This is a genomic window from Lacinutrix sp. YIN62 (assembly GCF_057219185.1).
This window is the reverse complement of the sequence record NZ_JBXVVH010000007.1, coordinates 136836-163114: the sequence shown is the minus strand read 5'-3', so window position 1 is coordinate 163114 and position 26279 is coordinate 136836. Positions and strand designations below refer to the sequence as shown.

Genomic DNA, 26279 nt, shown 5'->3' with positions numbered 1-26279 from the left:
TGATGAAAAGCAGCTTAGAAACAAACAACAATCTACAAGGTTAGAAACTAATTTAGTGTAAACCCTAATCTTTAACTTGTGTAAACTATGTCCCTTAACGAACATGTAAAAAAACCTTAGAACTCTAGATAAATTAAATTTAATAGTGTATTTTTATCTCATAATATGATATTTAATGAATAGAATTAAAGAGATACTTGAAGCAAAAGGAATAAAACAAACTTGGCTTTCTGACAAACTTGACAAAAGCTATAACATGATTAATTCTTATGTTCAAAATAGAAGACAACCCAGTATTGAAGATTTATACAAAATATCCGAAATACTAGAGGTTGATGTAAAAGACCTTCTTGTCTCTAACAAAAACATCAGCAAGAATGAATTATAACACTAAAAATATACAAACGATAAATAAGTTAAAGTCTGAACTTGACCTGCTTATTCCGTTCTCTGAAGAGAATCAGAATAAACTTCAAAAAAAGATCAGACTTGAATTTAATTATAATTCGAATCACCTTGAAGGAAATACTTTAACGTACGGACAAACTCAACTTTTACTTTTTTTTGATAAAAGTTCAGGAGATGTTCCTGTAAGTGACATTGAAGAAATGAAAGCTCATGATGTTGCTCTTTCACAAATTCTAGAAATGGCAAAGGATCACGAACGTCCATTGTCTGAGTTATTCATAAAAGAGTTAAATAAAACGATTCTTGTAAACTCATTTTGGAAAGATGCTGTTTCTCCAAACGGAACACCAACTCGAAAGAAAATTGAAATAGGTCAGTATAAAACTTCACCAAATAGTGTTCAATTAAAAAATGGAGAAATACATGAATATGCTTCTCCAGAAGAAACTCCTGCTTTAATTAGAGATTTATTAAATTGGTATCAAGAAAAAAATGATGTGCTCCATCCAGTTCAGTTAGCTGCAGAATTTCATTATAAATTCGTTTGTATTCATCCTTTTGATGATGGAAATGGTCGCGTTTCAAGATTACTAATGAACTATATTTTATTAAAGCATAATTACCCTATGGTAATTATAAAATCAGAAGACAAAGAAAGTTATTTAACAGCTCTACAAAAGGCCGACACAGGAAATTTAGTTTCCCTAATTGAATACGTAGAAGAACAGGCTATTGCTTCTTTAAAACTTAATATCAAAGCTGGAAAAGGAGAAGATATTGATGAATTAGGAGATATAGAAAAACAAATAGAAATTTTAAAAAGAGAAAAACTTACACAAACAAAGATATTCAATACTCCTAAAGTTAGTTATGACCTAATTAATCATATTAATAATGATTTGTGGTCTCCACTAAATAAGCTATTAAATAAATTCAGTGATTTTTTTGCCGAAACTTCTAATGAAATTCATATTGACCATTTCAAATACCGAAAAACAAAAACGGTAAATAACTCAATTATGGGAATTGCTCGTATGTATGCAGACAAAGAAGTAGAAATAAAACCATATGAAATATTTGGAAAAGATTTAGAAGAAGATGAAGTCAATAACATAACATGGACTAAAAAAATGTTATCATTAAAATCTGCTACGAAGAAGAAGGATTATGAGATTTCTTGTTCATTAGATTTAAAAGAATCTAATTATGAGTTGAAAATTTCAGAATCCAATGCAAATGGAGATGGTGTTATGAAAAATAAGACTATTCTTTTTGAAATAGAAAATGAATACAAATCATATTTTATGAATGAAATGATAGACGGAATCCAAAAGGGGATTTCAAAACATTTAATATCAATAATACAGACCGACAAATAACACGAAAACACAACAAAGCACTGAGGTAAAAACCAAATAAAACGCAATTAATTACACCTCAAAACATTGCTATATTCATCGTTATAAGGCACCCCATTTTTAACGATAGAAAACGCTTGTTTTAGTAACTTATTACACACTGCTATTAAAGCCAGTTTTTTACTTTTGCCTTTAGCCACTATTCTATCGAAAAGGGCTTTACATGCCCGGTTATATTTACAGGCATTAAAAGGGCACATAAATAATAAATTTCTAAGTTTTGGGTTCCCCATTTTACTAATTCGTGGGCGCCCTTTTACACGACTTCCACTTTGTCTTATTATTGGAGTTAATCCAGCATAACTACATAACGCTTTTGAACTTTCAAAACGATGAAAACCATCTGTGAAAACCAATAACATTAAAGCCGTTTTGTTGCCTATTCCTGGAATACTTTGTAATAAAGTTAATGATGATTGATATTCTTTTTTCACATGCTCTTGCAATGTTTTTTCTAAAATTTCCATTTCTTTTTTTAGATGCTTTAAGCTTCTCTTTAAAGACTTAACAACACTTTTTGATGGATTTCCTAAAACCGATTCGCCGTGTATTTTATTTTTTAACTGAGTACTTTGTTTACTGTAAACCCTAATCTTTAACTTGTGTAAACTATGTCCCTTAACGAACATTACGAAAAAAACAAAAATCGTAACTTTACAGAATGAACAAAGATTTAACAACATCTGACTTACATAGGAGAAATATTCTCAATAATAATTATGCTTTAGAAATCATCTATAACGAAATTTCTTTTCCAGGTGTAATGTTTGAAAATAAATATAGATTTACAAAAAAACAAGTAGCTGAATTCTTTGAAATTGACGATAGAACTGTAGAAAGATATATTGAAAATAACAAGTCAGAATTTGAAGAATCAGGATATGAAATTCTAACTAGAAAGAGGCTGAAAGACTTCAAGTTAGCATATGGTACCGACACAAATGTCGGCACCATAGATGAATCTCTAAAAAAAACATCGGTTTTAGGCGTTTTTACCTTTCGTGCATTTCTAAATATTGGAATGATTTTAACAGAAAGTGAAAAGGCAAAATTACTACGAGCTTTTATATTAGACATTGTACTCGATGCAATTAATCAAAAACTTGGAGGAAACACAAAGTACATAAATCAAAGAGAAGAAGAGTTTCTTTCTAGTGCTTTGAAAGAACATAATTATAGACAAGAATTTACAAATGCTCTTGACCAATATGTTGAACCTAATAAATTTAAATATGCTCAACTAACTAATAAAGTTTACAAGAGCGTTTTTAAAGAAGATGCTAAAGAATATCGCCAAATACTAAAATTAAAAGATAAAGAAAGTGTTAGATCAACAATGTATTCAGAAGTATTGGATTTGATTTCAAGTTATGAAAACGGATTTGCTGACTTTTTAAAAAAACACTCTGAAAAGGCAAACAGAAAACTTCGTTTATCAGAAACAAATACTTTGTTCGACCAATTTGAAAGTCTCACAAATTCTATATATGAACCTTTAAGAGAAAAAGTAAGAGGGTTAATGGCTAGTAGAGATATGACTTTCAGGGATGCTTTACACGAAAAGTTAAAGAATTATATTACTCATCTCTCAACAGAAGAATTTGACAAATTCCTTGGAGAAAAAAGTATGGATTTAAAAGACCGAATTCTAAACAATATTGACGTATTTAAAAGATTAAAAAATAGATAATGGAAACATATATTTATTTTGACATTGAACACACCATTCAAACTCACGACTTTATTATAGAAAATTCTGGTGGAAATTCTGGAATTATAGAAATTGGAAAAATTGAGAGTGTGCTAGAACATATTCAGAACGACCTATATTATCCTGAATTTGAAGAAAAGTTAACGCATCTTGTATTTTCCGTAAATAAGTTTCACGCATTTAACGATGGAAATAAAAGAACCTCAATCGCTTTAGGTGCATATTTATTAGAGGTCAATGGGATTGAATACTGCATTGATAAATTCATTATAGAAATGGAGAACATAGCGGTATATGTTGCTGACAATAAAATTGACAAAGAACTACTGCAAGAAATAATCAGTTCAATATTAATAGAAGATGACTTTAATGAAGAGCTGAAATTGAAAATAATAGATGCATTAAGCGAATAAATAAAAGCCAGTTGCCAACAAAGTACTGAGGTAAAAACCAAATAAAACGCAATTAATTACACCTCAAAACATTGCTATATTCATCGTTATAAGGCACCCCATTTTTAACGATAGAAAACGCTTGTTTTAGTAACTTATTACACACTGCTATTAAAGCCAGTTTTTTACTTTTGCCTTTAGCCACTATTCTATCGAAAAGGGCTTTACATGCCCGGTTATATTTACAGGCATTAAAAGAGCACATAAATAATAAACTTCTAAGTTTTGGGTTCCCCATTTTACTAATTCGCGGGCGTCCTTTTACACGACTTCCACTTTGTCTTATTATTGGAGTTAATCCAGCATAACTACATAACGCTTTTGAACTTTCAAAACGATGAAAACCATCTGTGAAAACCAATAACATTAAAGCCGTTTTGTTGCCTATTTCGGGAATACTTTGTAATAAAGTTAATGATGATTGATGTTCTTTTTTCACATGCTCTTGCAATGTTTTTTCTAAAATTTTCATTTCTTTTTTTAGATGCTTTAAGCTTCTCTTTAAAGACTTAACAACACTTTTTGATGGATTTACTAAAACCGATTCGCCGTGTATTTTATTTTTTAACTGAGTCCTTTGTTTACTGTAAACACTAAGCATACGCGATAACTGCAAACTCTCTTGCTGTCTACTTGATTGACCAACCCATAACTTAGGATTTCTATCCTTACCATAAAGCTGAATCATTTTCGCATCACTCTTATCGGTCTTTATTTTTGATAAATCCATTTGGATATAACGTTTAATCTTTAATGGATTAACGACACTTACTCCAAAACCTAATGCTAACAAAAAGTAAGCTAATCGAGAATGATAATAACCTGTAGCTGCCATAACGCAAACCGTATTGGAATCTAATATTTTAACTAACTTTTTGAAGCCAGAAATACTGTTACTAAATTGATAATACTTCGAATGATTATCGCAGACATCAAAAAAATCTTTACTAATATCTATTCCAAAATATTTAATATCTTTAGTCCTAAAAAAAAGGATTGTAAAGAACTTAATCTAATGTGAATTCTACAACTTAAAATCGAAGTCTAAAGCTTCACAGAACTGAACGAATTTAACATAGTAAAGAACAGGGATTTTCAATGTTGACGAAGTCTTAAGCTTCTGCGTGTATCATAACCTTATTCTGTGCTTTAGTTCTTTATGATTATGTGTCTAATTTAATAAAATGCTAACTTAAGAGGTATAACCGCAATTACGGCGGATTCGACTACGTCCGAATCCACTCGGAATTGCTAAGGGCTGTTCTTAAACCAAATATAATAACTAATTTAACCCGTAACTGACGGTTATACGAAACCGTTAGCAAAAATTAAAATGATACCATATAAAACATATTACATCTCGTTTTTTTCTATTCTTTTCAGTCTAATATTTGGATGTGAAAATGCTCAATATACTAATTGCAATCTTTCTGAAGAAAAATTACTAAATCCACCTGTTTTTATAAAAGACATAGATTTTGAAGATGTCAATTTTAAAAACGCTATTCTTGAAATAGGAATAGAGAAAGTGGAAGATGTTAAAAGACTTTATTTTTATGATAAGAGCATTAAATCAGTAAAAGAAATTGCATTCTTTTATAATCTAGAATATTTAGATTTAACAAGTAATAAAATAACCTGCATTGATGTGTCAAATAATCTAAGATTAAAAGAACTAAGCTTAGGTCTTAACTCAATTAATGAATTAGATGTTTCAAAGAACAAAAGTCTTGTTCGTTTGGATATTCAAAATAATAATATCACCGAAATTGATATTTCAAATAACGTTAAATTGAAATCTGCTTTTCTACTTAGAAATAAAATTTTAACAATTGATGTGTCAAAAAATACGTTTTTGACACAATTACTTGTTGACGAAAACCTTTTAACTAAGATTGACCTAACAAAATGTCCACTTTTAAAAGGCTTTACAATTAATCGAAACAAAATAACGACTTTGGACTTAAGCAATAATCCGCTTATCAAACAACTTGATGTAAGTAACAACAAACTATCAAATTTAAACATTGAAAACCTTAAAGACATTGAAGGACTAAACATATCAGGAAATAAATTTAAACAGATAGATTTGTCCAATTTTAAAAAAATGAAATATTTAAATATCAGCAATAATAAGATTAAATATATTGATTTAAAACAGAATATTAGTTTAGAGGAACTAATAGCAAATGATAATGAAATTTCAGCTATAAAGCTATCAATCAATAAGCTATTGCAAAAAATAGAATTAGACAAAAATGAATTGCATAGTATTGATATTTCATCTAATCAAAATTTAGATCACCTCTCTTTAGATGAAAATAACATTGAAATTTTAGATTTAACTTCAAATAAAAAGATGATAGATGTGCTTATTAGAGAAAATAAATTGAAGGTAATTAAACTTCCAGATTCAGCTAATTTTAGTCTTATAGGTCTTGGTAAAAACTCAATTCAGGATTTTCACATACCAAAAAAAGTGGCTATACATAAATTATGGATTTCAAAAAACCCATTAAGTAAGAAAACTTTAAATCGGTTAGCAGAATATAAAAACGAACACCAGAATAGTTATGTGCTAACTGAATAACTTTTGCTAACAATGGTAATCGTTGCACAAGCCTCTAAAAACATTCAAAAGCTCCTTTTACAGGAGCTTTTACTTTGTTAAAACCAACACTATTTAAATTTTAGGATGCCTATTATATTAGTTCTAACAGCTTTATTTGAGGTCTAAACAAGCGTTTTAGAACACAAAATAAATGCTTCATCGCTTTACAATCTGAGTTATTTTCATTTTTTCAAATTTTTCTTGAGCCCCTTCCAAAGAAAGAAAGAAAGAAAGAAAGAAAGAAAGAAAGAAACCAATTCACATTTAAACGTTCAGCTCTAAACGTGTCGTTAAAACGCTCTATACACTCTTAAGTTTACAACAGGCTAAACTAAGGTTGTATAATTCTATTCGGTTTAATATCATAAACTGAATAGTTATTTTAGTACGGGGCATGCAGATGCTTAGTTAATGTTTACTTCATAGATACTCCCTATTAAAGCCCTATTAAAGCCCTATATAGTTGCGGTTAATTGCGGTTAGTTAACCTTTTTAGCTAAAACCCCATGTTACACACATTTCACTTCACTATTACGCCACTTCATAAAAAGAGTGTGCCATTACAACACATAAAAAACTTTTAAGAGATTATTTTAAGTAAAATATATTTAATCTTATCCAAATCACCCCACCAAACATAATTTAAAGAACACAACAGGATCAATACTTTTCTAACCACTTTGGCCATAAAAAGGCTAGATTAAAGCATATTCTAAATGTAATACCGCTTTAACTTGCGGTAAAACTTGTGTTTCGGAATGCGTTCGCTCCATTGAAAATGAGAAAATAATTTTTCTTGGCACTCTTTTTTACCTTGCATAACTAAAGTTAAGAAATAACTAAGCCGCTTTTAAATTCCTTTACTATCTTTAGCAACAAACTTGTGCAACAGGCACAAATTCTATAGTGCATATCCTCCGAGATACACACCATACACGGACCGTTAGCCGTAATGTAAAAAATAATTCATCATTTTAATAAAATTGATTATGAAAAAAATACTTATTAGTCTCGCAATTTTCGTAGTAAGCGCATCTTGTTATTGTCAGAATATTATGATTACTGATTTGTCAACAACTATTGTTAATGGAGGCATTAATGTGAATGTTAAAACTATTTCAGGAACTGGTTCAGGGTATTTAAGTCACGATTACACAATAACTGGAAACATAATAGATTTATCTGTATGTTATTGGTTTGATGAAACTTTACCGATTCTTGAATTTGATAACGATTTTCTAATCCCTCTTTCAAGCACTGGGAATTATACTGTAAACGTTCATATAATACTTTCATCTTCTCAAATAACTTGTGACAATTTTGCAAATACCGATAATGAAACTATAGAAGTAGAATATACTTTGTCAACAACTGAATATGAATTAACTAAAAGAGACTATGCACTTTTTCCTAACCCAACAAACGGAATAACTCAATTCAATGGAAATCAATCACTTATAAAACAAATCGATGTTTTTGATGAACTAGGTAGACTTATTAAACATCTAAAAACAACAAATGAAAAAAGCATCGATTTTAATGAATTAGAAAATGGAATTTATTTTGTAAAAATTTATACTGATAAAGGAAATTTACATCAGAAAATAATACTTAAAAAATAAAGACTACGGCTAACACCGTGTCCTATGAAAAGCACTAGTCTAATTCTTCAAAGTTAATATTTATTTTTCAACAATTCAACACTATATAACTTGCTCGGCATCCTATTTGTCATTGATTCTAGACCGTCACCAGTATTTTTATGATTATAAGTTATAATACCCTGGTCACTTACTATAAAAATGTGATACTTTTTAACGAGTTCACCCACGTTGTTTTGTGATACAAGTCTGACTACTTTTTAATGAGCTTTGTTATTTGTTATCTATTATTTTAATGTATCAATAGTGTATGGTAGCTCTGTTTTTTATTACGGCTAGGGTTCTACTTAAGAGTTTACGGCTACTTTTATGATAATACTCTTAACATTCTTGCCCTGATGTTTTCAATAATAAGCCTGCATTACTAGATCGGTCCGTATGGCTTGCCAAGAGGCTTCTACAAAATAACTGCGCATCAAGCGATGAGCACGCATCGTTATGCCTGTGCTTCTTTGATGAATATCAGGTGCTAAACCTATGTAACCAAACAAATACTTTACATTGCTAAAACACTATAGATCATCAAGTTAACATAAAAACCCCACAAACTACTATGCCTTCTATTCCTGGAATACTACGTAATAAATAATAATCTTTATTATAATGTTTTCGGCAATAGGTAAGCAACTTTGTAGATACGTCTCTTATTTCTTTATCTATGAATCGAAAATAGCGCATTCTGCTATCTAATGTTTCTCGAGCCGTCGGGTAATCAAAAACGACGGCATCAACCCAAGCTCGAAATTTATGACTCCAGAGATCATTGTCAAATTCGTCTGGAATGGCTATTCCAAAATAAAGTAACTGCATTTTATATAACTTTTGACACGTCTATAATCTTTAACCAGATCATTTCGTCTTCTAAAGAAGCTTCTCAGTTATTCGCTTTCAATTTCTGGAATGTTAATACAATCCAATCGACCATCTTTGAGTGCTCTACTAATTAATTGGGTATCTATTTTATCAGTCTTAGTATATTTTTCTTTTCCTTTTCGATGGATGTCTGCTAGATTAACAACTAAATATCGCCAGCCATAGATCTCAAAGCAGCGATGTGCATAATAGCCACAACAATCTGATTCACAAGTCGTAGTAACAACATAATTCCTAAAGTGTTTATTTACATAATTCTGTAATACTTCTGGCTGTGATGGCATCGTAAAAGGTTTTCCTGAAAATAAATCGGTGGAACAATGTATTTTCTAGCTTCGTTTGTGAATACCAATCCCAATGTATAACTTTTATTGAGCAGTTTGTTCAGCCTCCATATCTTATTGTTTTAAAACACTTTAAAGATACTGGACCTTCTACTTTTTCATGGATACTATAGAAAATAGGGTGCTCGATGGCTTAAGAATGTTCAGTACTATTTACCAACACCGCCAAATCGCTGATTTGGCTTTTAAGAATGAATAAATTATTCCATTAAAAACAATCGTTATGGAGATATTTGAAGAGCAAAGTATACTGAGTTTTATAAAAGAACTACCAAATGATGAAGGCAGTAAAGCATAATTAGCAAAAATAAAATGTATTCGTGTAGTCCTTTTATCTATGAGTAGTTGGGGTGTTATTTATTATATGGGATGTAGTTTTCCCATTCGGTAGGCGTGTAGTTATCTTTTATTGTTAAATCTAATAAAGCTTTAAAAATACTTTCGCCGTTATCGCTATTAGTCATAATCATAATTCCTTTTTTTGCACTAGGAAATAGAATTGAATAATGTTGAAACCCATTGCCGTGGCCTTCTTTAAACACACCTATTCCATATGGTGTTTGTAGTATTCCCCAACCTAAGCCGTAACTTAACTGGATCTTGTCATTAATACTAGAGTCTTTAAGAGCTAGTGGTCCAAATTGCTTAATGGAACGAATTCTAATTTGGGGTTTAAATATTTCGTTCCATGATTTTTTTGATAGAATTTTACGATTTAATACTGCGGTTAAAAATTTCGTATAATCTTCAGGAGTGGTTTCTAAAGTACTGCCGCCTCTTGGTTCATTATCGATATCTTTTACGTATTTTTCTCCTAGAGCATTGTGGCCATAAGCAACGTTTTTTTCAAACTTAGACTTCCATTGATAGCTAGAATTTTGCATATCAAGTGGTTTAAATATTATTTCTTGAGCTAGTTGTTCTAGTTTTCGTCCAAGAATTTTTTCTAAAATAACCTGTAAGTAAATAAAACCTTCTCCTGAGTAGCTATATCTCTTTCCTGGGGGATGATTTACACGTAGCTGGTAGTCTTTTTCAAACCATCTAGAATTGGCGAAACCAGTGGTGTGGTTTAAGCACATTCTGGCCGTTATTTTATGGTATAAACTATCTTCTTTTAAAGCAGAGAAGTCATCATGCCATTTCGTTTCGGGTGAATACTTGTATATTTTTTTGGGGAGATAGGATTCTAGCGGAGTATCTAAATCGATAACATTATTTTCTATCAGTTTCATTACCAATACTGCAAAAACGGCTTTACTAAAGGAGGCACCATATATATTGGTTGAATCGTTCAGTTTTATTTTATTTTCATAATCGCTAAACCCAAAATTTTTATGGTAAGACACTTCATTTTCGTTAAATATAGTAATGGTTGCACCATGTACATTTGCTTCTTTCCTTAAGGCTTCAATTTTAACTGTTAACGAGTCTTTATGTATTACTGTGCCATCTAAGCGCGAAATATTAGGGTTTTGTGTAGTTGTGCAACTTGAAAGCGATATTAAAGAAAGTGAGACCAGCATTATTATTTTTGTGGATTTTTTCTTTTTTTTTGTCTTTAAAAATGGGAATGATAAAGGATAGTAGCACTTTTGTGAGTGAATAGATTTTATAATATTGAATATTATAATACTTATACTGAATGGTATTATAGATATAAAAAAGATGACCCCCCATTTTTCAATAGTTAATAGCGCTATAAACGCTACTAAATAGATAATACTTATGGTGATTTGAAAGTTTATAATTTTGATACCATGTCTATTATAGATTTTGTTATCTTCTCGTTTATGAATCCAGATAAATAAAGGGAATAGAATATTTGCTAATGGGATTATAAACCCTAAAAACGGAGTACTGTGAAGTAAAATTAACCATTTCTTTATTATCGCTTCTTCTTTTGGGTTTTCTAATATTAATAGTTCTTCGACAGCAACGTCTAAGGCCGTAGCCAATAATTTTATAGTGCGAAGATGTGGATTTACGACTCCTTTTTCTATGCGTTGTATCGTACGTACGGTAACTTGTGTTTTTTCTGATAATTCTTCTTGCGAGTAGCCTTTTAGTTTTCGTTGATACATTAGGTTTTTAGCAATTGATTGAGTTTCCATAATTGATGTTTTGATTTGGTACAAAATTATTGATAAAGGAGTTACTTTGTTGCGACATTTTGATGTCACCTATATGTCATTTGTTGCTATTATTGAGTTTTGTGGTTTATAAAGATAAAAAACAGGATGTGGTTTTATGAAGTATTCTCAGTATTCTATTTGTAAAAATGGTGTTTAAGTATCGTTGTTTTTTATAGATTTACTATTGATGTAGCATACTGATATCATGTATAAAAATGATTAAGGATGTCTACAGAGTTCTTTAATTAATCCAAGAAAAATAAAGTTGTGAAATGGATATACGCTAAACCAATATAGTCTGCCAGCTAAACCTAAAGGTCTAAATGTTGCAGTTTGAATTAAATTTTCCCCTTCAATTTTAAATTCAAGCCAAGCTTCTCCTGGAAGTTTCATTTCTGCAAATAATAATAACCTGCCTTCTTTTTTGTTAGCGTATAAAACTCTCCAGAAATCTAAAGAATCTCCTACCGATATTGTTGTTTGATTTGTTCGCCCTCTTCTTAGGCCTACACCTCCAAATATTTTGTCTATAACTCCACGAATTTTCCATATCCAATTGGCATAATACCAACCCGTTTTACCTCCAATACGCCATATTTTTTTAATTGTTGTATCTCGATTTTTAATAGGGTTAATGCGGATGTCTTTAAAACATCCAAATTCTGGAACTGCTATGAATTCAGAGATGTTAATATGTGTATCACTACTAGCGTAAGAATCTTTCCAACTAGAGGCAATTTCATTATTTTTAATTTTTTCAAAAGCTTTTGTTAAGGCTGTTTTGTAGGATATGGGTTGAATTTGTAATAGGTTATTAATGTCATTATTTCTACAGACCACTTCTACTTTCATACTGTCTACTAGAGATCTGGCTAGCTTATAAGACGTTGAGGTTACAAAGTAAAGCCAATACGAAGACAATTTTGGGGTCATAACAGGAACGGTCCATATCTTACGCTTTAAATTTCGAACTTTAGCGAAGTCAAGGAGCATTTCTTTATATGAAAGTATATCATCACAACCGATATCAAAATTTTTATTATAAGTGTCTTCGTTTAGAATGCTTTTCGTTAGAAAACTTTGTACATCTCTTATGCTTATAGGTTGACATTTTGTTAGTAGCCATTTGGGAGCAATCATAACAGGGAGTTTTTCTACTAAATCGCGCATTATTTCAAACGATGCACTGCCGGATCCAACAATTATCCCTGCTCTAAAACAGGTAAGACTGTAGTCGCCTTTTCCTAATTCTTCTTCAACAGTTTTTCTTGATAAAAGGTGTTTTGATAAATTTGACTCATTGATTATGCCACTTAAATAAATAACCTGCGTGACTGTTGTATTTGAAAGTCTATTTCGAAAATTAATAGCAGACTGCTGTTCTAATTTTTTATAATCTAAAGCGGAAGACATCGAATGTACCAAGTAATATGCAACAACAATGTCATTAGGTATTTTAGTGAGCGACTGCGCATCTAGCAGGTCAATTTCTATTATAGAAATATTTGCTATTAGTGATTTTGGAGGATTAAATCTTGATTTGTCTCTCACGCAACACACAACATGATACCCTTTATTAACTAGCAAAGGAAGAATGCGTTTGCCTATATACCCTGTGGCTCCTGTTAAAAGTATTTTCATTTAATTAAATATTGGATTTATATCAGAAAAAACACATTTAAAGCACGCTTTAAGTCTGTTTTACTTTCGTTTTATAATCTTCGATTTAATAATAATTTCGCTATGTTTAATATACTTGTTAAGCAGAGAGATATATAAAGATAGGGATAAAATAAATGAAATTGATTTTTTAGAGGTTAATATTTAAAACTTAGAGTTATTAATATTTGAGGAGTGAGGATGCGTTTTTTTAGTTTTATTGTGAAGCAAAAAACAAACAAGCAAAAGTACCTATTTAAAAAGTGCTTTTGCTTGTTATGATACAGTATAAAATTTATAAGTATAGATCTATTGTAGTCTATTCCGATTCAGGGTCTGCTTCTAAAGCGCCAATATATTGAAGTGTAAAGGGCATACCATTAACTAGTGTTCCAGAACCTGTAATAGTATAAGTCTCACCTTCTCTAGATACAATAAATGTTGCCGATTCATAGCCTTCATAATAACCGTCTTGTAAAGCGTAGTTATACGTGTACGTCCCTTGAGAAGGGCCAAAATCGTAGTTAGTAAAAACCCAAGGAGTATCTAAATCGAAAGGACTTAGTGAGGTGTTGTTTTGATAGGTATATTCTCCATCAGCTAAAAATGTATTAGTTTCATTAATAAAGGTAGAGTCGAATAAACTTCCATTCCCTGTAAAATTTTCAGTTGTTCCTATGTTTACTCCAGCTCCTAAAAAGGAGATGTCAAAATAATAAAAATCTTGAGAGGGACCGTTAAATTCAGTATAAGAAATTGCGTTAATAATGGGGTAATCTGTGCCATTAATAACGAATTTGTTAGTTATTTCTGGTGGAGCTACATTGTTATCATCATTGTCATCATCAGAGCAAGAAAAGGAAAGAAAAGAAAAGATTAAGAGGTAAAGGAAATTTTTCATTTTAATTGTTTTGGTTAAACTTTTAATTAATATTGATGGGTGTGAAATTAATAAAAAAAAGTAAGTATTCTTTTTATTGTGTTATACGCTTAGCATCTGTTTGATATTTTTATAAAATATAAATTTTACTATCACCATTCTTTCTATGGTTTTATGGAAAATACTTTTCTTGAATTGAGATCTGTTTATTCTAAAACAAAATTCATCGAAATAAGCTTGAATATGCCATTTGCTCACATGAGTTGGTATAGCTCTTAATCAAGATTAATTTGCATTATTACAATATGTAATTCTTTAAAATTCTTCCCTTGATTACTTAATTTTTGCTCAATGTTATATTTTTCTTTTAAAGAGGCATAACCGCTCCATTTATCAGCAACTATTTGTGCTGTTTCACTTATATGTTCTTCAAAAATAGGAGTTAATGATTTAGCAGAATAGTCATTAATAGACTTTACGTAAACTCGTTTTATTTGCTGTACATTGACGAACATTAAAACGCTTGCTCATTTGAATACTCGAGGCAATTTTACTATTCGTTGACATTTCAAAAACAACACAAAAGGCTTTTTGCAAGCCAAACTTAACCTTATGAAACAATGTGTTAGCTGTAGCACTTTCCACATACTGACAACCGTAACAATAATAATAATAATAATTACAATCCGCTTTTTCACAGCCTTTAGAGTAACCTATTTCATACAGGTAAAGCCATTTTGTTATTTTTATTTTTGCTAAATATACTTTACAGGCTTCATCATTTGGTAGTTTTTTTATAAAACTCAGTATACTTTGTCCTTCAAATATTTCTATAACCATTATTTTAATGGAATAATTTACAGAAATTAAATAGTTAACTCAATAAAAAAAAATCAAAATATAAACCGCCTCTATATTAAGGAGGGCTTTAGTTTGTTATTTATTTCAGTTCTTTGATGTTTTTTAATCTGGAGTCCTCCAGAAGTTCACCATATAGAAAATCCATAAAAAAACAAAAGGTAAAATTGGAAATAGCATTCTTGAGTATGCACACAAAAGAGAACTACCAAAAAGATATATAACTGAAAAACTCGCGAAAATTAAAATGTTTATAGATACTCTATTTCTGTATAGAATAGTTAAAAACATACTGAGACATAAGAATACAAAAATAAAACTATTGGGGATAGCTAGTAAAATAAAGGAGAATTCTTGATAAGTGTAGCTATTAGGAATGTCTAAAAATAGACGGCTAATGTTTGAAATATAATTTTTAAGAAATTTTTTAGGGTGGTTTTTTATATTTTCAAAAGCCTTTTCTTTGAGAGCATAATCTTTTTCAACAGGCTTTAACTCTTTTATTGAGTTCAAAAAAGCACCGTGGTTATTGTATTGTGGCTGTTTTTTAAAAGAATTATTAACCCAAACCCATTCTCCTTCTTCATTGTCATATGGGGTACTTAACCAATAGACACATTGACCTCCAGAGTTGGCATAATAAGGGAATTTATTAGTTAAATGATAAGTGTAAAATAGATAAGGCAATGTCATTATATTTGCAAAAAGACAAATGATTATTACTCGTAAAGTTTCTTTTACATATTTTTTTAATAACATGAGAAGTAATAAAAACACAATTAGAGCAAATACTACATAAGCAAATACTACTTTAGTCAATATTAAAAATGCTAAAAAAAAGGAGGCTAATGTATAGCTGCTTTTTGAAGACTTTTTTAAAGAGTTGTTTAAAAAATATAATAGACCACATGCTAAAAAAAAAGAAAAACCTTCTGTTAGAATAAATCGTAAAGAAAAAAGGAGATTGGGGTAATATAAGCCTAAAATGTAACTAAAAATTAATGCTTGTTTTGTATTGAAATACTCTGTACAAGTTTTATAAAAAAAGACAATACCAAAAAAAAGAAAAAAAACATTTAAACTTTTTAATACTTCAACTGATTGGTCCAAATAAATAAAAATTGTTAATATGATTGGATAACCTGGGCCGTTCCACAAAAACAAAGGCCCATCAATAGCGTAATTACCATTTAGTAAGTTTTTAGCATATATAAGGTATCTTTCTTGATCGCCAGCTAATTCATTATCTATAAAAAGTAATGCAATTATAATGTAAAGGATAAATAATGGGAGTAAAAACAGGTATGATTTATAAGTTTTCATTGATTAGAAATTATATTTTATAATACACCAGATAGCTCTTAGTCCATCTTTCCAACCTATTTTTTTACCATCTTCATACGTTCTACCGTAATAGCTAATACCTACTTCGTAAATTCGTATCCCTTTTATTTTTGAAATTTTAGCAGTGATTTCAGGTTCAAATCCAAATCTATTTTCTTTAAGGTTTATGTTTTGAATAATGTCAGCCTTAAACATTTTATAACATGTTTCCATGTCTGTTAAATTCATGTTTGTAGCCATATTTGATAAAAAAGTAAGGAATTTATTTCCGATGGTATGCCAGAAAAATAAAATTCTATGAGGTTTACTTCCCATAAAACGTGAACCGTAAACAATATCTGCAAAATCATTAACGATTGGTTTGAGTAAGTCATTGTATTCTTGAGGATCATATTCTAAATCTGCATCTTGTATAACAAGTACTTCTCCTGTGGCTTTTTTTATTCCGGTCTGTAATGCAGCACCTTTTCCTTTATTAAATTTATGTTCATAATAGGTAATATGCATCTCAGGATTACTTTTTATATAATCATAAATAACCTCTTTAGTATTATCAGAAGAATAGTCATTTATAATGATGAGCTCTTTGTCTATATCGTTTATAAGTTGAACTTTTTTTATTTTATCTAAAATTTTATGAATAGTGTTCGCCTCATTATAAGTAGGTATAATTATAGATAGTATGTTTATTTGCATTATATATTAGGTCTTTATTTGAATTAACCTTGATTTGTTTTGGTAAAATTAGGAAAGCTTTGCTATTATTTGGCATAAAAAAGAAAGAATTGTTCTTCGGTTAGAAATTTTGGTATCTCTTCTGATTTAGGTAAGTTTATAGGTGACTTTGTCGTTTTTATGCATAATCGAAATTTAAAAGATTACTCTTATTTTACAGGGCAAAACAATTGAAGAAGCTATTATTTTTCAACGCTTTATTTCTTCAAAAGTGTCATAATAAAATGGCGTTTTCTAACAGAAACCGGTATTTCTTCCTCATTTTGAAGCGTAAGAATTCCTTTCTTATTATAAGAAACTACATAATGCCAATTAACCAAATGTGTTTGATGCACTCTTACAAACTGCGCTTTTGGGAGAAGGTTATTATATTCTTTAAGCGTTTTAGAACTTAAAATATGCTTGCCATCTTTCATATAAAAATGTGTATACCCTTGATCTGCTTCACAGCGAAGAATTTCATTTAATAACAACATATAAACTTGGTTGCTCGTTTTAACCACAATTTTTTCTAGATTTTCATTGTGCTTTAGTAACTGTATTTGTTTTGTACTCGTATTATTTTTCTGTTTTAATCGCGCAATGGTCGCATACAATTCCTCTGGGTCTATGGGTTTTAATAAATAATCAAAAGCATTATATTTAAAAGCTTTTATCGCATATTCATTATAAGCAGTAACAAAAATTAATTTAAAATTTAATTTAGGCAATGAATCCAACATTGTAAAACCTGTTTTGTTTTTCAACTGGATATCTAGTAATACTAAATCGGGTTGTAAATGCTCTATAACTTGTTTAGCTTCAATAATTGTTGAGGCTTCCCCAATCACTACTACTCCATCAATTTGAGACAATAAAATTTTTAAACCGTCTCTAATTTGCTTTTCATCATCTACAATAACTGCTCTCATAAAGTTTCGGTTTTATCATCTTCTAAAATAGGCAAATCAATCATTACTTTTGTACCAGTACCTTCTTCTAAATCGACTATAGAATAATGTAATTTAAAATTCACTTTCTTCGATAAAATATGCAATCGCTCTTGGATAATTTTTGTGGCAATTGATTTTTTAAAAACACCTTCCCTTTTTAGAGTATTAGAATACCCTATACCATTATCTGTAATAACACATCTTAAGTAGGTCTCTTTATCAATGATATTGATTTTTATTTTTGGTTTCTCAACACCTTCTACACCGTGCTCAATAGCATTTTCTATAATAGGCTGCAGCATCATTTCTGGTATGGTAATTAGATCTTGCTCAATAGATTTATCTATTTGAATTTCATATTGAAGCACATCATCTAACCTCAAGTTTTGCATATCTAAATAATCGGTAATGGTTTGAATTTCTTTTGAGAATAAAACAGTATTAAGGTTTGTACTTTCAAGGTTATAACGCAATAACTTAGAAAACTTAACCAAGTATTTTACAGCTTTTTCATTTTCGTGCTTGAGAATATTTGTTTGAATATTAGACAACGCATTAAAAATAAAATGAGGATTCATTTGTGAACGCAATAAAAGCTGCTGCATTCGCAACTTATTAATTTTATTCAGATTACTTCTATTCCTTGAGATCAAAATAAATATAAAAACAGTTAGTAAAAAGAGTATAATAACAATAGCTACAAGCCATTTATTTTTTTGAATAATAATTTGCTGTGTTTGATTTTTTTCTTGTAACGTTTGTATTTCTTGTTCTTTTTTAGTGGTTTCAAAACTTATTTGCAAGCGTTCAATTTCTTTTACTTTAGTTTCATCTAACAACGCTCTAGAGACTACATTTAACTCTTCTTGATATACAAATGCTTGTTCAAAATCACGCGCTCTCTTTTTTAAAGTAACCAATTGCGTTAACGCACTCTTTATCATCTCCTTACTCTGACTTTCTTTTTTTAGCTTTAATAAAAAGCGCTCTGCTTTTAAGCTTTCACCTTGAATAAAAAGTAACATCGCATAATTATTAAGTAAACTGCTAGTAGCTTTACTTGGCGCAAAATTGTAGCCTAACAAATAATATTTTTCAGCATTAAGCAAATCATTATTAACAAAATGTGTTTGCCCAATATTGTTATAGGATTTAATAATACTAATGGTATCCTTTAGCTTTAAATTTATTTTTTGAGCCTCTTCATGATAGTAAAGCGAAGAACTTATTTCGTTTTGAGATTTGTATATAATTCCTAAATTATTATAAACAGCAGCAATACTTTTATACTCTTTTCGTTGCTTAAATATCTTTGCTTCTTTTTTTAGAAACTCAAATGCATTATCATACTTTTTTAAATAATAAAACAAATGCGCGTAAGAGTCATAAAAATAAGGCAGAAAAGAGTAGTTGTTTTTTTCTATAGTAGCCTCTAAAGATTGAAATAAAGAGAGAGCTTTAGTATAATTCCCTAAATTTACTTGGTAATCTGCCCATATAAAATTAAAATTAGCGACGTACTCTGCATTATTATATACCTTAGAAAGGCGAATGCCTTTATTATAAAATTTTTGAATAGAATCTTTATTAAAGTCGAAAACTTTATAATACTCTAAAAGGCTTTTATTAACTCTTAATATAGCTTCTTTAGAATCACTCCTTTCTAATGATTTAACAATTTGCTGAAGTTCATTTACATAAGCTTTATAAAGTTTTTTTTTAAATAATGAATCTGCCTTTTTAAAATTAATTTCTTGTGCAATAAGAGTACTACAACAGAAGGATAGAATAAAAATTAAAACATAATTTTTAGTAAAAATCATAAGCAAATTTATAAAATAAATTAAGAGAATTTCTTAAGATTAAAGTGATTTAAATTTTAATATTTTAATCAAATCACCTCACCATTAGACCCATGTCTGACTATCAATAAATTAGATTAACAACAGATCAAATATAAAAATTGCGTTGCCCTTTATTTCAAAAAAACAAATCCGACTTTAGTCGTCTATTTTACAGACTAAGTGTTTTTTTATATAGCATACACAATGTAAAATACGCCATCAATAATGCATATTATCTACTAATATTAAACCGCTCTTTAGTTAACAACTGTACTTTACTAAGGTATTACAAGCCCTTTAAACCCTCATACAAACACCACAAGATTTAATTATAACAGATTTGTAATAGCGTATACTTTATTTTTAGATGCTGTAGTGTGTAGCTCCCTTAATTTAGAAGGTCTAAATACACCTAAAAACAACAAGTAAAATTCAAATAGTAATTATACTTCAACGAATAATAACTAGATTTTAAAATACAATCATTTATGCCCAAATTTGAAGTATAAATTAACAAAAACCAATATTATGATTACAGCAATTATTGCTATTTTAGGAGGAGTCTTAGCATCCTCATCAATTATTATCGCTAAAAAACCTAATGCAAAAGAGCTTATAGACAAACTAACACCATACCAAGGTTGGATCGGTATTATTCTTGCCTTTTGGGGCGCTTGGGGAATTATTCAATCTATTTTACATCTAACGTCATTTAGCACCTATTGGATTATAGGATTAGCTACAGCCATAGTAGAGTTTATTGTTGGGTTTATTTTAGGATACGGACTTATTTCAAAGTATTTACTAGAAAAAAACGAAACGGCTAAAGAAAAAGGTCAAGCTTTACGCTTAAAATTATTAAAATACCAAGTGCCAGCTGGTGTTATTCTAATAGTCTTAGGCGTACTATCTATTATTTTCTAGTCAAAATTAAATGGGAAATCCTTTTAAAAAGATTACCAAAAACTCAGAAAACACTAAAAAAAAGTGGGACTCCGTAAAAGAAAGCGCTACAGTGAGTACTATACAATGTCTCACTTGTGGTGCTCCAAGACCTAAAAACACCAACTTAACCACTTGTAATTATTGTAGTTCTAAGTTTATGGACATTAACGAACACATAAAACCCGATGCATAATGGCAACAAAAGCAGCATTAATTTCACGTTGGGATACCTTTCTATCTAAAATAGAATCGCGCTATATAGCATCTCTACAGCAAGCCGAAGAAGCTTGCTTGACCCAATTAGAAGACACCAATTATGACTATTACACAGTATTTCGTTCTTGGCAAGGAATGAAGGCGCAAATTGATGGCCTTCGCACCAAGATAAATGAAACTTGGGAAGACACCGTAAGGCCACAAATGCAAACGGTAGATCAAGGGGATTATTTTTATACAGAAGAAGGCTTTAAGGCAAACAAGCTATCCAACCATCTAGTAGAAAGAATGAACCGTTTTGAAATAGTTTTAGAAGGAAAACTATCTCAGCGGTTTTATGATCACGCAATTCAAATATCAAATCAAAACTTTAATTGTAGCCAATGTGGTGCTCCTATAAAAATAGTTAAAAATCTATTTAGAGCACAGTATATTACCTGTAGTGCCTGTAGCTCAACAAATACCTTTGAGCCAGAAACCAAATTCTTACAAATAGGGTGGAATATAATAAACAATATTGTTGCCTATCAGCTTTTACCCTTAAATGATAAAATGCATAAAACGCTTGAAGACATTACAAATACGAGAACAGAGGAGCATACAGAGACGCAATGGACAAACTACGAAACAGCTTATTTCATTTATTGGGAAACCTATTTTAAAGAACGTATTAAACTAAAACCAAGTGCTGCAGAACGTTTAATTGATGACATCCAGCGAAAGCAAAAAGAGTTTGAAATCCATAAAAACAAACACCAGAAAGAAACAACATAAAACCATAATTTACAACAAGTTAATTGCGAATAAAATAAAAATAAAAAAACGATGGATAGTATTCACGGAATAGACATCGAGCATTGGGCTGCAGCATCGGCTTTAATCAATCAAGGGATTAATGAAAAAATATTATTAGACATCCTTAAAATCGAACGTCCTATATGGCATCAAGCAATGCATGAGTGGAATCAGCTAATGGCAATCAATACTGAAGTGGGCAAAAAATTTAGCGAAGTATATAAGCAACCCTATATTGGCAAATTCGCGCACCTAAAACCACAACATTCGCAAGAATTTGATTTAGATACTTACTACAAAATTTTCTACCACACTGAAGAAGTTCAAAAATACGGTATTGATTTTTTAAGCATTTTAGAAAAACACCATCATATTAGCTGGGAAAATTGGTCAAAACAAATCACAGAAAACCTAGTATATGAATCACATATTTACAAAAACGGAACGCAAGAACAACAACTAGAATTACAAAAACAAATACAAAGCAGTACAACCAAATGGCAAACATACTGGGCCGCTTTTTATAAAAACAAAAAACTAGACTTATCATCAGATATTAATTTTTAATATTTAAACAATATAATTATGGAAACGATTAACGGAGTGGATTTTAAAAATTGGGCTGCAGCTTGTGCACATCTTGCCCAAGGAATGAGTGAAAATGAAATTTGCGATGTATTAAGTATCGAATTACCCGTATGGCAAGAAACAACCGAAAAATGGACCGCTAAACTTGGCGATTTAATGGCAGTAGATATGAATGTAGCCACACAATATGGAGACATTTTTGCCAATCCTAAAGTAGGAAAATTTGCAGATGCAGATTCGGATATAACAGCGATAGAAGACCTACTACAAAAAGTCCCTGATTGGAATGCTTATCAAAAAATATTTTACCAACAAAGCATTGCTTCACAACACGGTATAAACACAGTTACTGTTATAGAAGAAAATGGACTTAACTTACAAAAATGGGGACAATTGAATATGCATTATATGAAATGGAATAATGAATACATGGATGCAAACCTTGTAAAAACAAACCCAGAAGAATATAGAAAACGCTATGATGAAGCCAGTGCTATAAGACATAAATGGGAAAACCATTGGACAGCACATTATAAAGAAAGCGCAATTAATTTAAGTGAGGATATCGATTTTTAATTATGGGACTAAAAAACGCAATAAAGAACCAATTACGATCGGTTATTCAATGGGAAACCCCTGAACCTTGGCAAATATTTCATCGTTTCACCAATAGAGGCGATGAATTAAAAAATGCTTCAAAATTAATAATACAACCTGGTCAAGGCTGTATTTTCACCTTTGAAGGTAAAATTGAAGCTGTATTTCAAGAAGAAGGTCTCTATAATTTAAAAACAACAAACAAGCCTTTTATTACAACGCTTAAAAAGTTTATGAATGCGTTTGAAAGTGAACATAAAGTAGGCTTATGGTTTTTTAAAAATAACGACATTACTAATATTCGTTGGGGTACTCGAATTCCCATAACTTATAATGATCCGGTATATAGCTTTCCTGTAAACCTTCGAGGTTTTGGCAATTACTCTATAAAAATTGAGGATCCTCGCGCCTTTTTCACTAACATAGTGGGCGGCATGGAAGATTACGATTGTTCTGAACTACAAGACCTATTTTTATCCAGAATTACGCAACCCATCTCAAACTACTTAGCAAATGCTAAATTCGGTTACACAGAGATTGATGCCAATATTGAAGTCATTGCCAAAGACGCAAAAGCACACACACTCTCTATTTTTAAAACCTTAGGTTTTAATCTTTTAGATTTCAGAATCGAAGGCACTTCTTTTGACAGTGAAACAAATAAGCGTATAGCAGGTATTAGCGATATTCATGCCGAAGTACAGGCCGCAAAATTAGCAGGTATTGATTATGCAGAATTACAACGCTTAAAAGCGATGAAAGATGCCGCAAAAAACGAAGGTACCGTTGGCGCTTCAATGGGATTATTAACAGGCTTAAATTTAGGTAATACTATAAACCAGCAACCAAGTCAAAGCCCAACTAACCAAAATCAACCAGTTCAAAAAACGCCAATGGAACAGCTCAAAGCACTTAAAGAAATGTTTGAAATGGAATTAATCACCGAAATAGAATATACTGAGAAGAAGAAAAATATTCTAGATAAAATGTAATCCTATACGATAACACACTATCAAATCAGCAACTATTTCTATACAGTTTTTTAAGCACAAAATGACAAACCAAATAGAATTTAGATAACATGCTGTTATTAAAAATGATAAGTTTCAAAACATTTCTTAAAAGTAATATTTTAGATAAAGAAGTTTTGAAACTTTTCTTTTTGAGCTAAAAAACAAACCGCAACAGAACGCCCTAAAACAATAGTTTTAAGCTACTTAATAACATTCAAAAAAACAATTAAAAACACTCCATTTTAATGTCTTTCAAATCGAAATAACACCAAATCAAGCAAAAAATTTTCCTGTTTTTATATCGAAATCAAATTATTGTTAATATTGCAGTATTAAATACCCAAATTTAAACCCCTATAACAATGAAAAAAATCAGAAACTTAGCCCTTATTACACTTTTAATGTCTGTAGAATTTATTTACGGACAAACCAATGACCGTGTCATATTAGGATACTTTCCTTCTTGGTCTGAAACATGGACCGACACAAATCAAGGCTCTAAACTTAGAGACATCCCTAACTTTGTAAACCATATTTTCTTATCGTTTGCAAAACCCAATTTAGAATACACTTTAGGATCTTACGACATTTCAAATACCGGCATACAAACACCTTACGGAGGATGCACTCTAAAAGAAAGTGTCTCGGCCTTAAAAGACAAAGGCATCAAGGTTATCTTATCTATTGGAGGAGAAACTTACTGGGGTTCTCCAGATGCTTACAACATTAACTATCAAGCTATAAAAGACCTCGTTGACGATATGGGGTTTGCAGGTATTGATTGGGACTTTGAACCCAATGGCTCTTTTGCTAATATTGGAAACGCAACAAATGTTCAACATTTTATAGATTTTTTCAATAACTCCAGAGCGATAATGCCCCGCAGTGAAGGCTATATATTAGCTTGTGCACCTAGCGGCGTGGGCGCCTTAGGAGGCGTAGTGAATGATGACACGAATTCGCCTTATGCTTTTTCTAATAGAAATACATTAACAGGCGAAAGTGACACTAACCTTTATGTTGGATCGGCGACGACCAATGGTATAAACCTTTTCGGCTTTTCTGCTACAGGGCATATGATTCCTGTTTTTGAAAGTGTTGGAGATAAAATTGATTTAGTAGCATACCAGGGTTACAATGCCGGAGGAAGCATTAACCGCTCTATAATGTATGACGCCTTTGCGCATTATGCCGAAAGTTATGGCTTTTTAATTGCTGCAGGCGTACATTACCCAAACGAACCATGGGGCCCTTATTATGAATATACTCATGCAAATGTTGCTGCGTTAGCCAATCACATAAAACAACATCCAGATAGGAGTGATAATAATGATGGGCTTATGATTTGGCAAATACTTCTTGAAAACGCTACTCTTAACAGTTCAGCATATTCTTATATGAATGTAGGCGCCTTAGTTTTAACCGGCTCTTCTACCGCAAATGCGATTCAAAATGCAAGCAATTATGCTTTATCACCTTATCAAGGTGGCTCTGAAGGCTGTGGCTCCGACGGTGGTGGTGGCGGCGGCGACACCTTTTGTGGCGTACAAGAATACAACGCCAATAACGCTTATGCTACACCAAACACTCAAGTTTTTTATGACTGTAAAATATGGCATAATCAATGGTATGCGAACCCTAATGAAATTCCAAGTATTAACCCTGTTTGGACCCTAGATAGTGAATGTAACGAAGGAGATAACTGTACGACTTTGTCTCTTGAAGATCATTCAAATAATACCATACAAATATATCCCATTCCATCAAGTCACTTTATACAAGTAAAAGGTTTAAAAACAATAGAAGAAATAAAAATTTACTCCCTTATTGGAACAGAGATTATAAAGCAATATATTTCAGATAATGAAAAAATTGATCTTACAAAGTTAACAAAAGGCACTTATTTTATTAAGTTTAAAAATGGAAACACTATTAAATTTATTAAAGAGTAACATTACAAAAGCACTTAAAACATAACGCATTTTATACATTTGGGTAACTAAAAAGAAGAAAAAGGATTGCGAATCATTTTGCTTTTAAGCATAAGTATTCGTAGCCCTTTTCTATATTATAAAAAACAACACGCATAATAAAATAACTTCCACTGTAAAATTAGTCTACTCATAAAGACTGACGATTACGTTTTTTATAAAAACAAGACTAAAACACCAACAACAAATCTGCTTAATAGCAATTAATACTCTATCGTTCCGTTTTACTTTTATAATTATACTCGTATTAGCTTACACATTATTATAAT

23 protein-coding genes and 3 pseudogenes are annotated in these 26279 nt (G+C 30.7%); 13 read left to right on the top strand and 13 right to left on the bottom strand.

Translation table 11 applies throughout. The features are described from left to right. The first annotated feature begins 175 nt into the window (after nt 1-175). Together AC2D8I_RS06735 and AC2D8I_RS06730 are read left to right on the top strand one after the other, a co-directional pair. The gene (locus AC2D8I_RS06735) at nt 176-388 is read left to right on the top strand and encodes a helix-turn-helix domain-containing protein (protein WP_484705225.1); all 213 of its coding nucleotides are present in this window, start codon (nt 176-178) and stop codon (nt 386-388) included. Beyond that, complete coding sequence (locus AC2D8I_RS06730) at nt 378-1787, top strand: Fic family protein (RefSeq protein WP_484705224.1); 1410 nt, start codon at nt 378-380, stop codon at nt 1785-1787. Before AC2D8I_RS06735 ends, AC2D8I_RS06730 begins: the two co-directional genes overlap by 11 nt. Nucleotides 1788-1834: 47 nt before the next feature. Here AC2D8I_RS06730 and AC2D8I_RS06725 read toward each other — a convergent pair. Next, nucleotides 1835-2419 (bottom strand): annotated as a pseudogene (locus AC2D8I_RS06725) (IS110 family transposase); the annotation flags it as partial. Between the two features lie 68 nt (nt 2420-2487). Between AC2D8I_RS06725 and AC2D8I_RS06720 the strand changes: the two are divergent. Further along, a complete protein-coding gene (locus AC2D8I_RS06720; protein WP_484705223.1) occupies nt 2488-3516 on the top strand; it encodes a DNA-binding protein in 1029 nt (342 codons plus the stop codon). Further along, nucleotides 3516-3950, top strand: coding sequence for a type II toxin-antitoxin system death-on-curing family toxin (locus tag AC2D8I_RS06715; RefSeq protein ID WP_484705222.1), 435 nt, complete (start codon nt 3516-3518; stop codon nt 3948-3950). Before AC2D8I_RS06720 ends, AC2D8I_RS06715 begins: the two co-directional genes overlap by 1 nt. Before the next feature lie 52 nt (nt 3951-4002). On the opposite strand, the gene AC2D8I_RS06710 is transcribed toward AC2D8I_RS06715, so the two are convergent. Then, nucleotides 4003-4986 carry an IS110 family RNA-guided transposase gene (locus AC2D8I_RS06710; RefSeq protein ID WP_484705228.1) on the bottom strand — a complete coding sequence of 328 codons (984 nt, stop codon included), beginning with the start codon at nt 4984-4986 and terminating at the stop codon, nt 4003-4005. 336 nt (nt 4987-5322) lie between these two features. Here AC2D8I_RS06710 and AC2D8I_RS06705 point away from each other — a divergent pair, with 336 nt between their 5' ends. Together AC2D8I_RS06705 and AC2D8I_RS06700 are read left to right on the top strand one after the other, a co-directional pair. Beyond that, nucleotides 5323-6579, top strand: a complete 1257-nt coding sequence (locus AC2D8I_RS06705) for a leucine-rich repeat domain-containing protein (protein WP_484705221.1) — start codon at nt 5323-5325, stop codon at nt 6577-6579. A 1010-nt stretch (nt 6580-7589) separates the two neighbouring features. Next, nucleotides 7590-8222, top strand: a complete 633-nt coding sequence (locus AC2D8I_RS06700; RefSeq protein WP_484705220.1) for a T9SS type A sorting domain-containing protein — start codon at nt 7590-7592, stop codon at nt 8220-8222. Between the two features lie 383 nt (nt 8223-8605). Here AC2D8I_RS06700 and AC2D8I_RS06695 read toward each other — a convergent pair. The 11 genes and pseudogenes from AC2D8I_RS06695 to AC2D8I_RS06645 all read right to left on the bottom strand — a co-directional run. Continuing rightward, nucleotides 8606-8758 (bottom strand): annotated as a pseudogene (locus tag AC2D8I_RS06695) (IS110 family transposase); the annotation flags it as partial. A gap of 25 nt (nt 8759-8783) precedes the next feature. Further along, on the bottom strand, nt 8784-9071 hold the full coding sequence (locus tag AC2D8I_RS06690; RefSeq protein ID WP_484705219.1) for a hypothetical protein: 288 nt from the start codon (nt 9069-9071) through the stop codon (nt 8784-8786). A gap of 68 nt (nt 9072-9139) precedes the next feature. Then, nucleotides 9140-9418 (bottom strand): hypothetical protein, encoded by a 279-nt coding sequence (locus AC2D8I_RS06685; RefSeq protein ID WP_484705218.1) that lies wholly within the window; start codon nt 9416-9418, stop codon nt 9140-9142. Nucleotides 9419-9831: 413 nt separating this feature from the next. Further along, the gene (locus tag AC2D8I_RS06680) at nt 9832-11592 is read right to left on the bottom strand and encodes a serine hydrolase (protein WP_484705217.1); all 1761 of its coding nucleotides are present in this window, start codon (nt 11590-11592) and stop codon (nt 9832-9834) included. 240 nt (nt 11593-11832) lie between these two features. After that, nucleotides 11833-13254, bottom strand: coding sequence for an SDR family oxidoreductase (locus AC2D8I_RS06675; protein WP_484705216.1), 1422 nt, complete (start codon nt 13252-13254; stop codon nt 11833-11835). 337 nt (nt 13255-13591) lie between these two features. Further along, the gene (locus AC2D8I_RS06670) at nt 13592-14173 is read right to left on the bottom strand and encodes a hypothetical protein (protein WP_484705215.1); all 582 of its coding nucleotides are present in this window, start codon (nt 14171-14173) and stop codon (nt 13592-13594) included. Nucleotides 14174-14254: 81 nt separating this feature from the next. Beyond that, nucleotides 14255-14986 (bottom strand): annotated as a pseudogene (locus AC2D8I_RS06665) (transposase). Nucleotides 14987-15115: 129 nt separating this feature from the next. Then, nucleotides 15116-16333: a hypothetical protein gene (locus tag AC2D8I_RS06660; protein ID WP_484705214.1), complete on the bottom strand. Its 1218-nt coding sequence runs from the start codon at nt 16331-16333 to the stop codon at nt 15116-15118. Nucleotides 16334-16336: 3 nt separating this feature from the next. After that, entirely contained in the window at nt 16337-17050 is a 714-nt protein-coding gene (locus AC2D8I_RS06655) for a glycosyltransferase family 2 protein (RefSeq protein WP_484705213.1), read from the bottom strand. Between the two features lie 236 nt (nt 17051-17286). Beyond that, nucleotides 17287-18000 carry a LytR/AlgR family response regulator transcription factor gene (locus tag AC2D8I_RS06650; protein WP_484705212.1) on the bottom strand — a complete coding sequence of 238 codons (714 nt, stop codon included), beginning with the start codon at nt 17998-18000 and terminating at the stop codon, nt 17287-17289. After that, a complete protein-coding gene (locus tag AC2D8I_RS06645; protein WP_484705211.1) occupies nt 17997-19844 on the bottom strand; it encodes a tetratricopeptide repeat-containing sensor histidine kinase in 1848 nt (615 codons plus the stop codon). Before AC2D8I_RS06645 ends, AC2D8I_RS06650 begins: the two co-directional genes overlap by 4 nt. A 549-nt stretch (nt 19845-20393) precedes the next feature. Here AC2D8I_RS06645 and AC2D8I_RS06640 point away from each other — a divergent pair. The 7 genes from AC2D8I_RS06640 (at nt 20394) to AC2D8I_RS06610 (ending at nt 25971) form a co-directional block, all read left to right on the top strand. Further along, nucleotides 20394-20789, top strand: a complete 396-nt coding sequence (locus AC2D8I_RS06640) for a hypothetical protein (RefSeq protein WP_484705210.1) — start codon at nt 20394-20396, stop codon at nt 20787-20789. Between the two features lie 10 nt (nt 20790-20799). Continuing rightward, nucleotides 20800-21003 carry a hypothetical protein gene (locus tag AC2D8I_RS06635; protein WP_484705209.1) on the top strand — a complete coding sequence of 68 codons (204 nt, stop codon included), beginning with the start codon at nt 20800-20802 and terminating at the stop codon, nt 21001-21003. Next, nucleotides 21003-21800 (top strand): hypothetical protein, encoded by a 798-nt coding sequence (locus tag AC2D8I_RS06630; protein WP_484705208.1) that lies wholly within the window; start codon nt 21003-21005, stop codon nt 21798-21800. Before AC2D8I_RS06635 ends, AC2D8I_RS06630 begins: the two co-directional genes overlap by 1 nt. Before the next feature lie 51 nt (nt 21801-21851). Next, nucleotides 21852-22388, top strand: a complete 537-nt coding sequence (locus tag AC2D8I_RS06625) for a hypothetical protein (protein WP_484705207.1) — start codon at nt 21852-21854, stop codon at nt 22386-22388. Between the two features lie 18 nt (nt 22389-22406). Then, nucleotides 22407-22985 carry a hypothetical protein gene (locus AC2D8I_RS06620; RefSeq protein WP_484705206.1) on the top strand — a complete coding sequence of 193 codons (579 nt, stop codon included), beginning with the start codon at nt 22407-22409 and terminating at the stop codon, nt 22983-22985. Between the two features lie 2 nt (nt 22986-22987). Then, nucleotides 22988-23998: an SPFH domain-containing protein gene (locus AC2D8I_RS06615; RefSeq protein ID WP_484705205.1), complete on the top strand. Its 1011-nt coding sequence runs from the start codon at nt 22988-22990 to the stop codon at nt 23996-23998. A 383-nt stretch (nt 23999-24381) separates the two neighbouring features. Then, the gene (locus AC2D8I_RS06610) at nt 24382-25971 is read left to right on the top strand and encodes a glycosyl hydrolase family 18 protein (RefSeq protein ID WP_484705204.1); all 1590 of its coding nucleotides are present in this window, start codon (nt 24382-24384) and stop codon (nt 25969-25971) included. Nucleotides 25972-26279: the final 308 nt, after the last annotated feature.

Bases quoted from the DNA above. Each gene is read 5' to 3' on its own strand.
- AC2D8I_RS06645 (WP_484705211.1), bottom strand. From the start codon at position 19,844: ATGATTTTTACTAAAAATTATGTTTTAATTTTTATTCTATCCTTCTGT.
- AC2D8I_RS06680 (WP_484705217.1), bottom strand. From the start codon at position 11,592: ATGGAAACTCAATCAATTGCTAAAAACCTAATGTATCAACGAAAACTA.
- AC2D8I_RS06655 (WP_484705213.1), bottom strand. From the start codon at position 17,050: ATGCAAATAAACATACTATCTATAATTATACCTACTTATAATGAGGCG.
- AC2D8I_RS06615 (WP_484705205.1), top strand. From the start codon at position 22,988: ATGGGACTAAAAAACGCAATAAAGAACCAATTACGATCGGTTATTCAA.
- AC2D8I_RS06735 (WP_484705225.1), top strand. From the start codon at position 176: ATGAATAGAATTAAAGAGATACTTGAAGCAAAAGGAATAAAACAAACT.
- AC2D8I_RS06640 (WP_484705210.1), top strand. From the start codon at position 20,394: ATGATTACAGCAATTATTGCTATTTTAGGAGGAGTCTTAGCATCCTCA.
- AC2D8I_RS06690 (WP_484705219.1), bottom strand. From the start codon at position 9,071: ATGCAGTTACTTTATTTTGGAATAGCCATTCCAGACGAATTTGACAAT.
- AC2D8I_RS06635 (WP_484705209.1), top strand. From the start codon at position 20,800: ATGGGAAATCCTTTTAAAAAGATTACCAAAAACTCAGAAAACACTAAA.
- AC2D8I_RS06650 (WP_484705212.1), bottom strand. From the start codon at position 18,000: ATGAGAGCAGTTATTGTAGATGATGAAAAGCAAATTAGAGACGGTTTA.
- AC2D8I_RS06670 (WP_484705215.1), bottom strand. From the start codon at position 14,173: ATGAAAAATTTCCTTTACCTCTTAATCTTTTCTTTTCTTTCCTTTTCT.
- AC2D8I_RS06610 (WP_484705204.1), top strand. From the start codon at position 24,382: ATGAAAAAAATCAGAAACTTAGCCCTTATTACACTTTTAATGTCTGTA.
- AC2D8I_RS06720 (WP_484705223.1), top strand. From the start codon at position 2,488: ATGAACAAAGATTTAACAACATCTGACTTACATAGGAGAAATATTCTC.
- AC2D8I_RS06685 (WP_484705218.1), bottom strand. From the start codon at position 9,418: ATGCCATCACAGCCAGAAGTATTACAGAATTATGTAAATAAACACTTT.
- AC2D8I_RS06705 (WP_484705221.1), top strand. From the start codon at position 5,323: ATGATACCATATAAAACATATTACATCTCGTTTTTTTCTATTCTTTTC.
- AC2D8I_RS06675 (WP_484705216.1), bottom strand. From the start codon at position 13,254: ATGAAAATACTTTTAACAGGAGCCACAGGGTATATAGGCAAACGCATT.
- AC2D8I_RS06660 (WP_484705214.1), bottom strand. From the start codon at position 16,333: ATGAAAACTTATAAATCATACCTGTTTTTACTCCCATTATTTATCCTT.
- AC2D8I_RS06730 (WP_484705224.1), top strand. From the start codon at position 378: ATGAATTATAACACTAAAAATATACAAACGATAAATAAGTTAAAGTCT.
- AC2D8I_RS06715 (WP_484705222.1), top strand. From the start codon at position 3,516: ATGGAAACATATATTTATTTTGACATTGAACACACCATTCAAACTCAC.
- AC2D8I_RS06630 (WP_484705208.1), top strand. From the start codon at position 21,003: ATGGCAACAAAAGCAGCATTAATTTCACGTTGGGATACCTTTCTATCT.
- AC2D8I_RS06620 (WP_484705206.1), top strand. From the start codon at position 22,407: ATGGAAACGATTAACGGAGTGGATTTTAAAAATTGGGCTGCAGCTTGT.
- AC2D8I_RS06625 (WP_484705207.1), top strand. From the start codon at position 21,852: ATGGATAGTATTCACGGAATAGACATCGAGCATTGGGCTGCAGCATCG.
- AC2D8I_RS06700 (WP_484705220.1), top strand. From the start codon at position 7,590: ATGAAAAAAATACTTATTAGTCTCGCAATTTTCGTAGTAAGCGCATCT.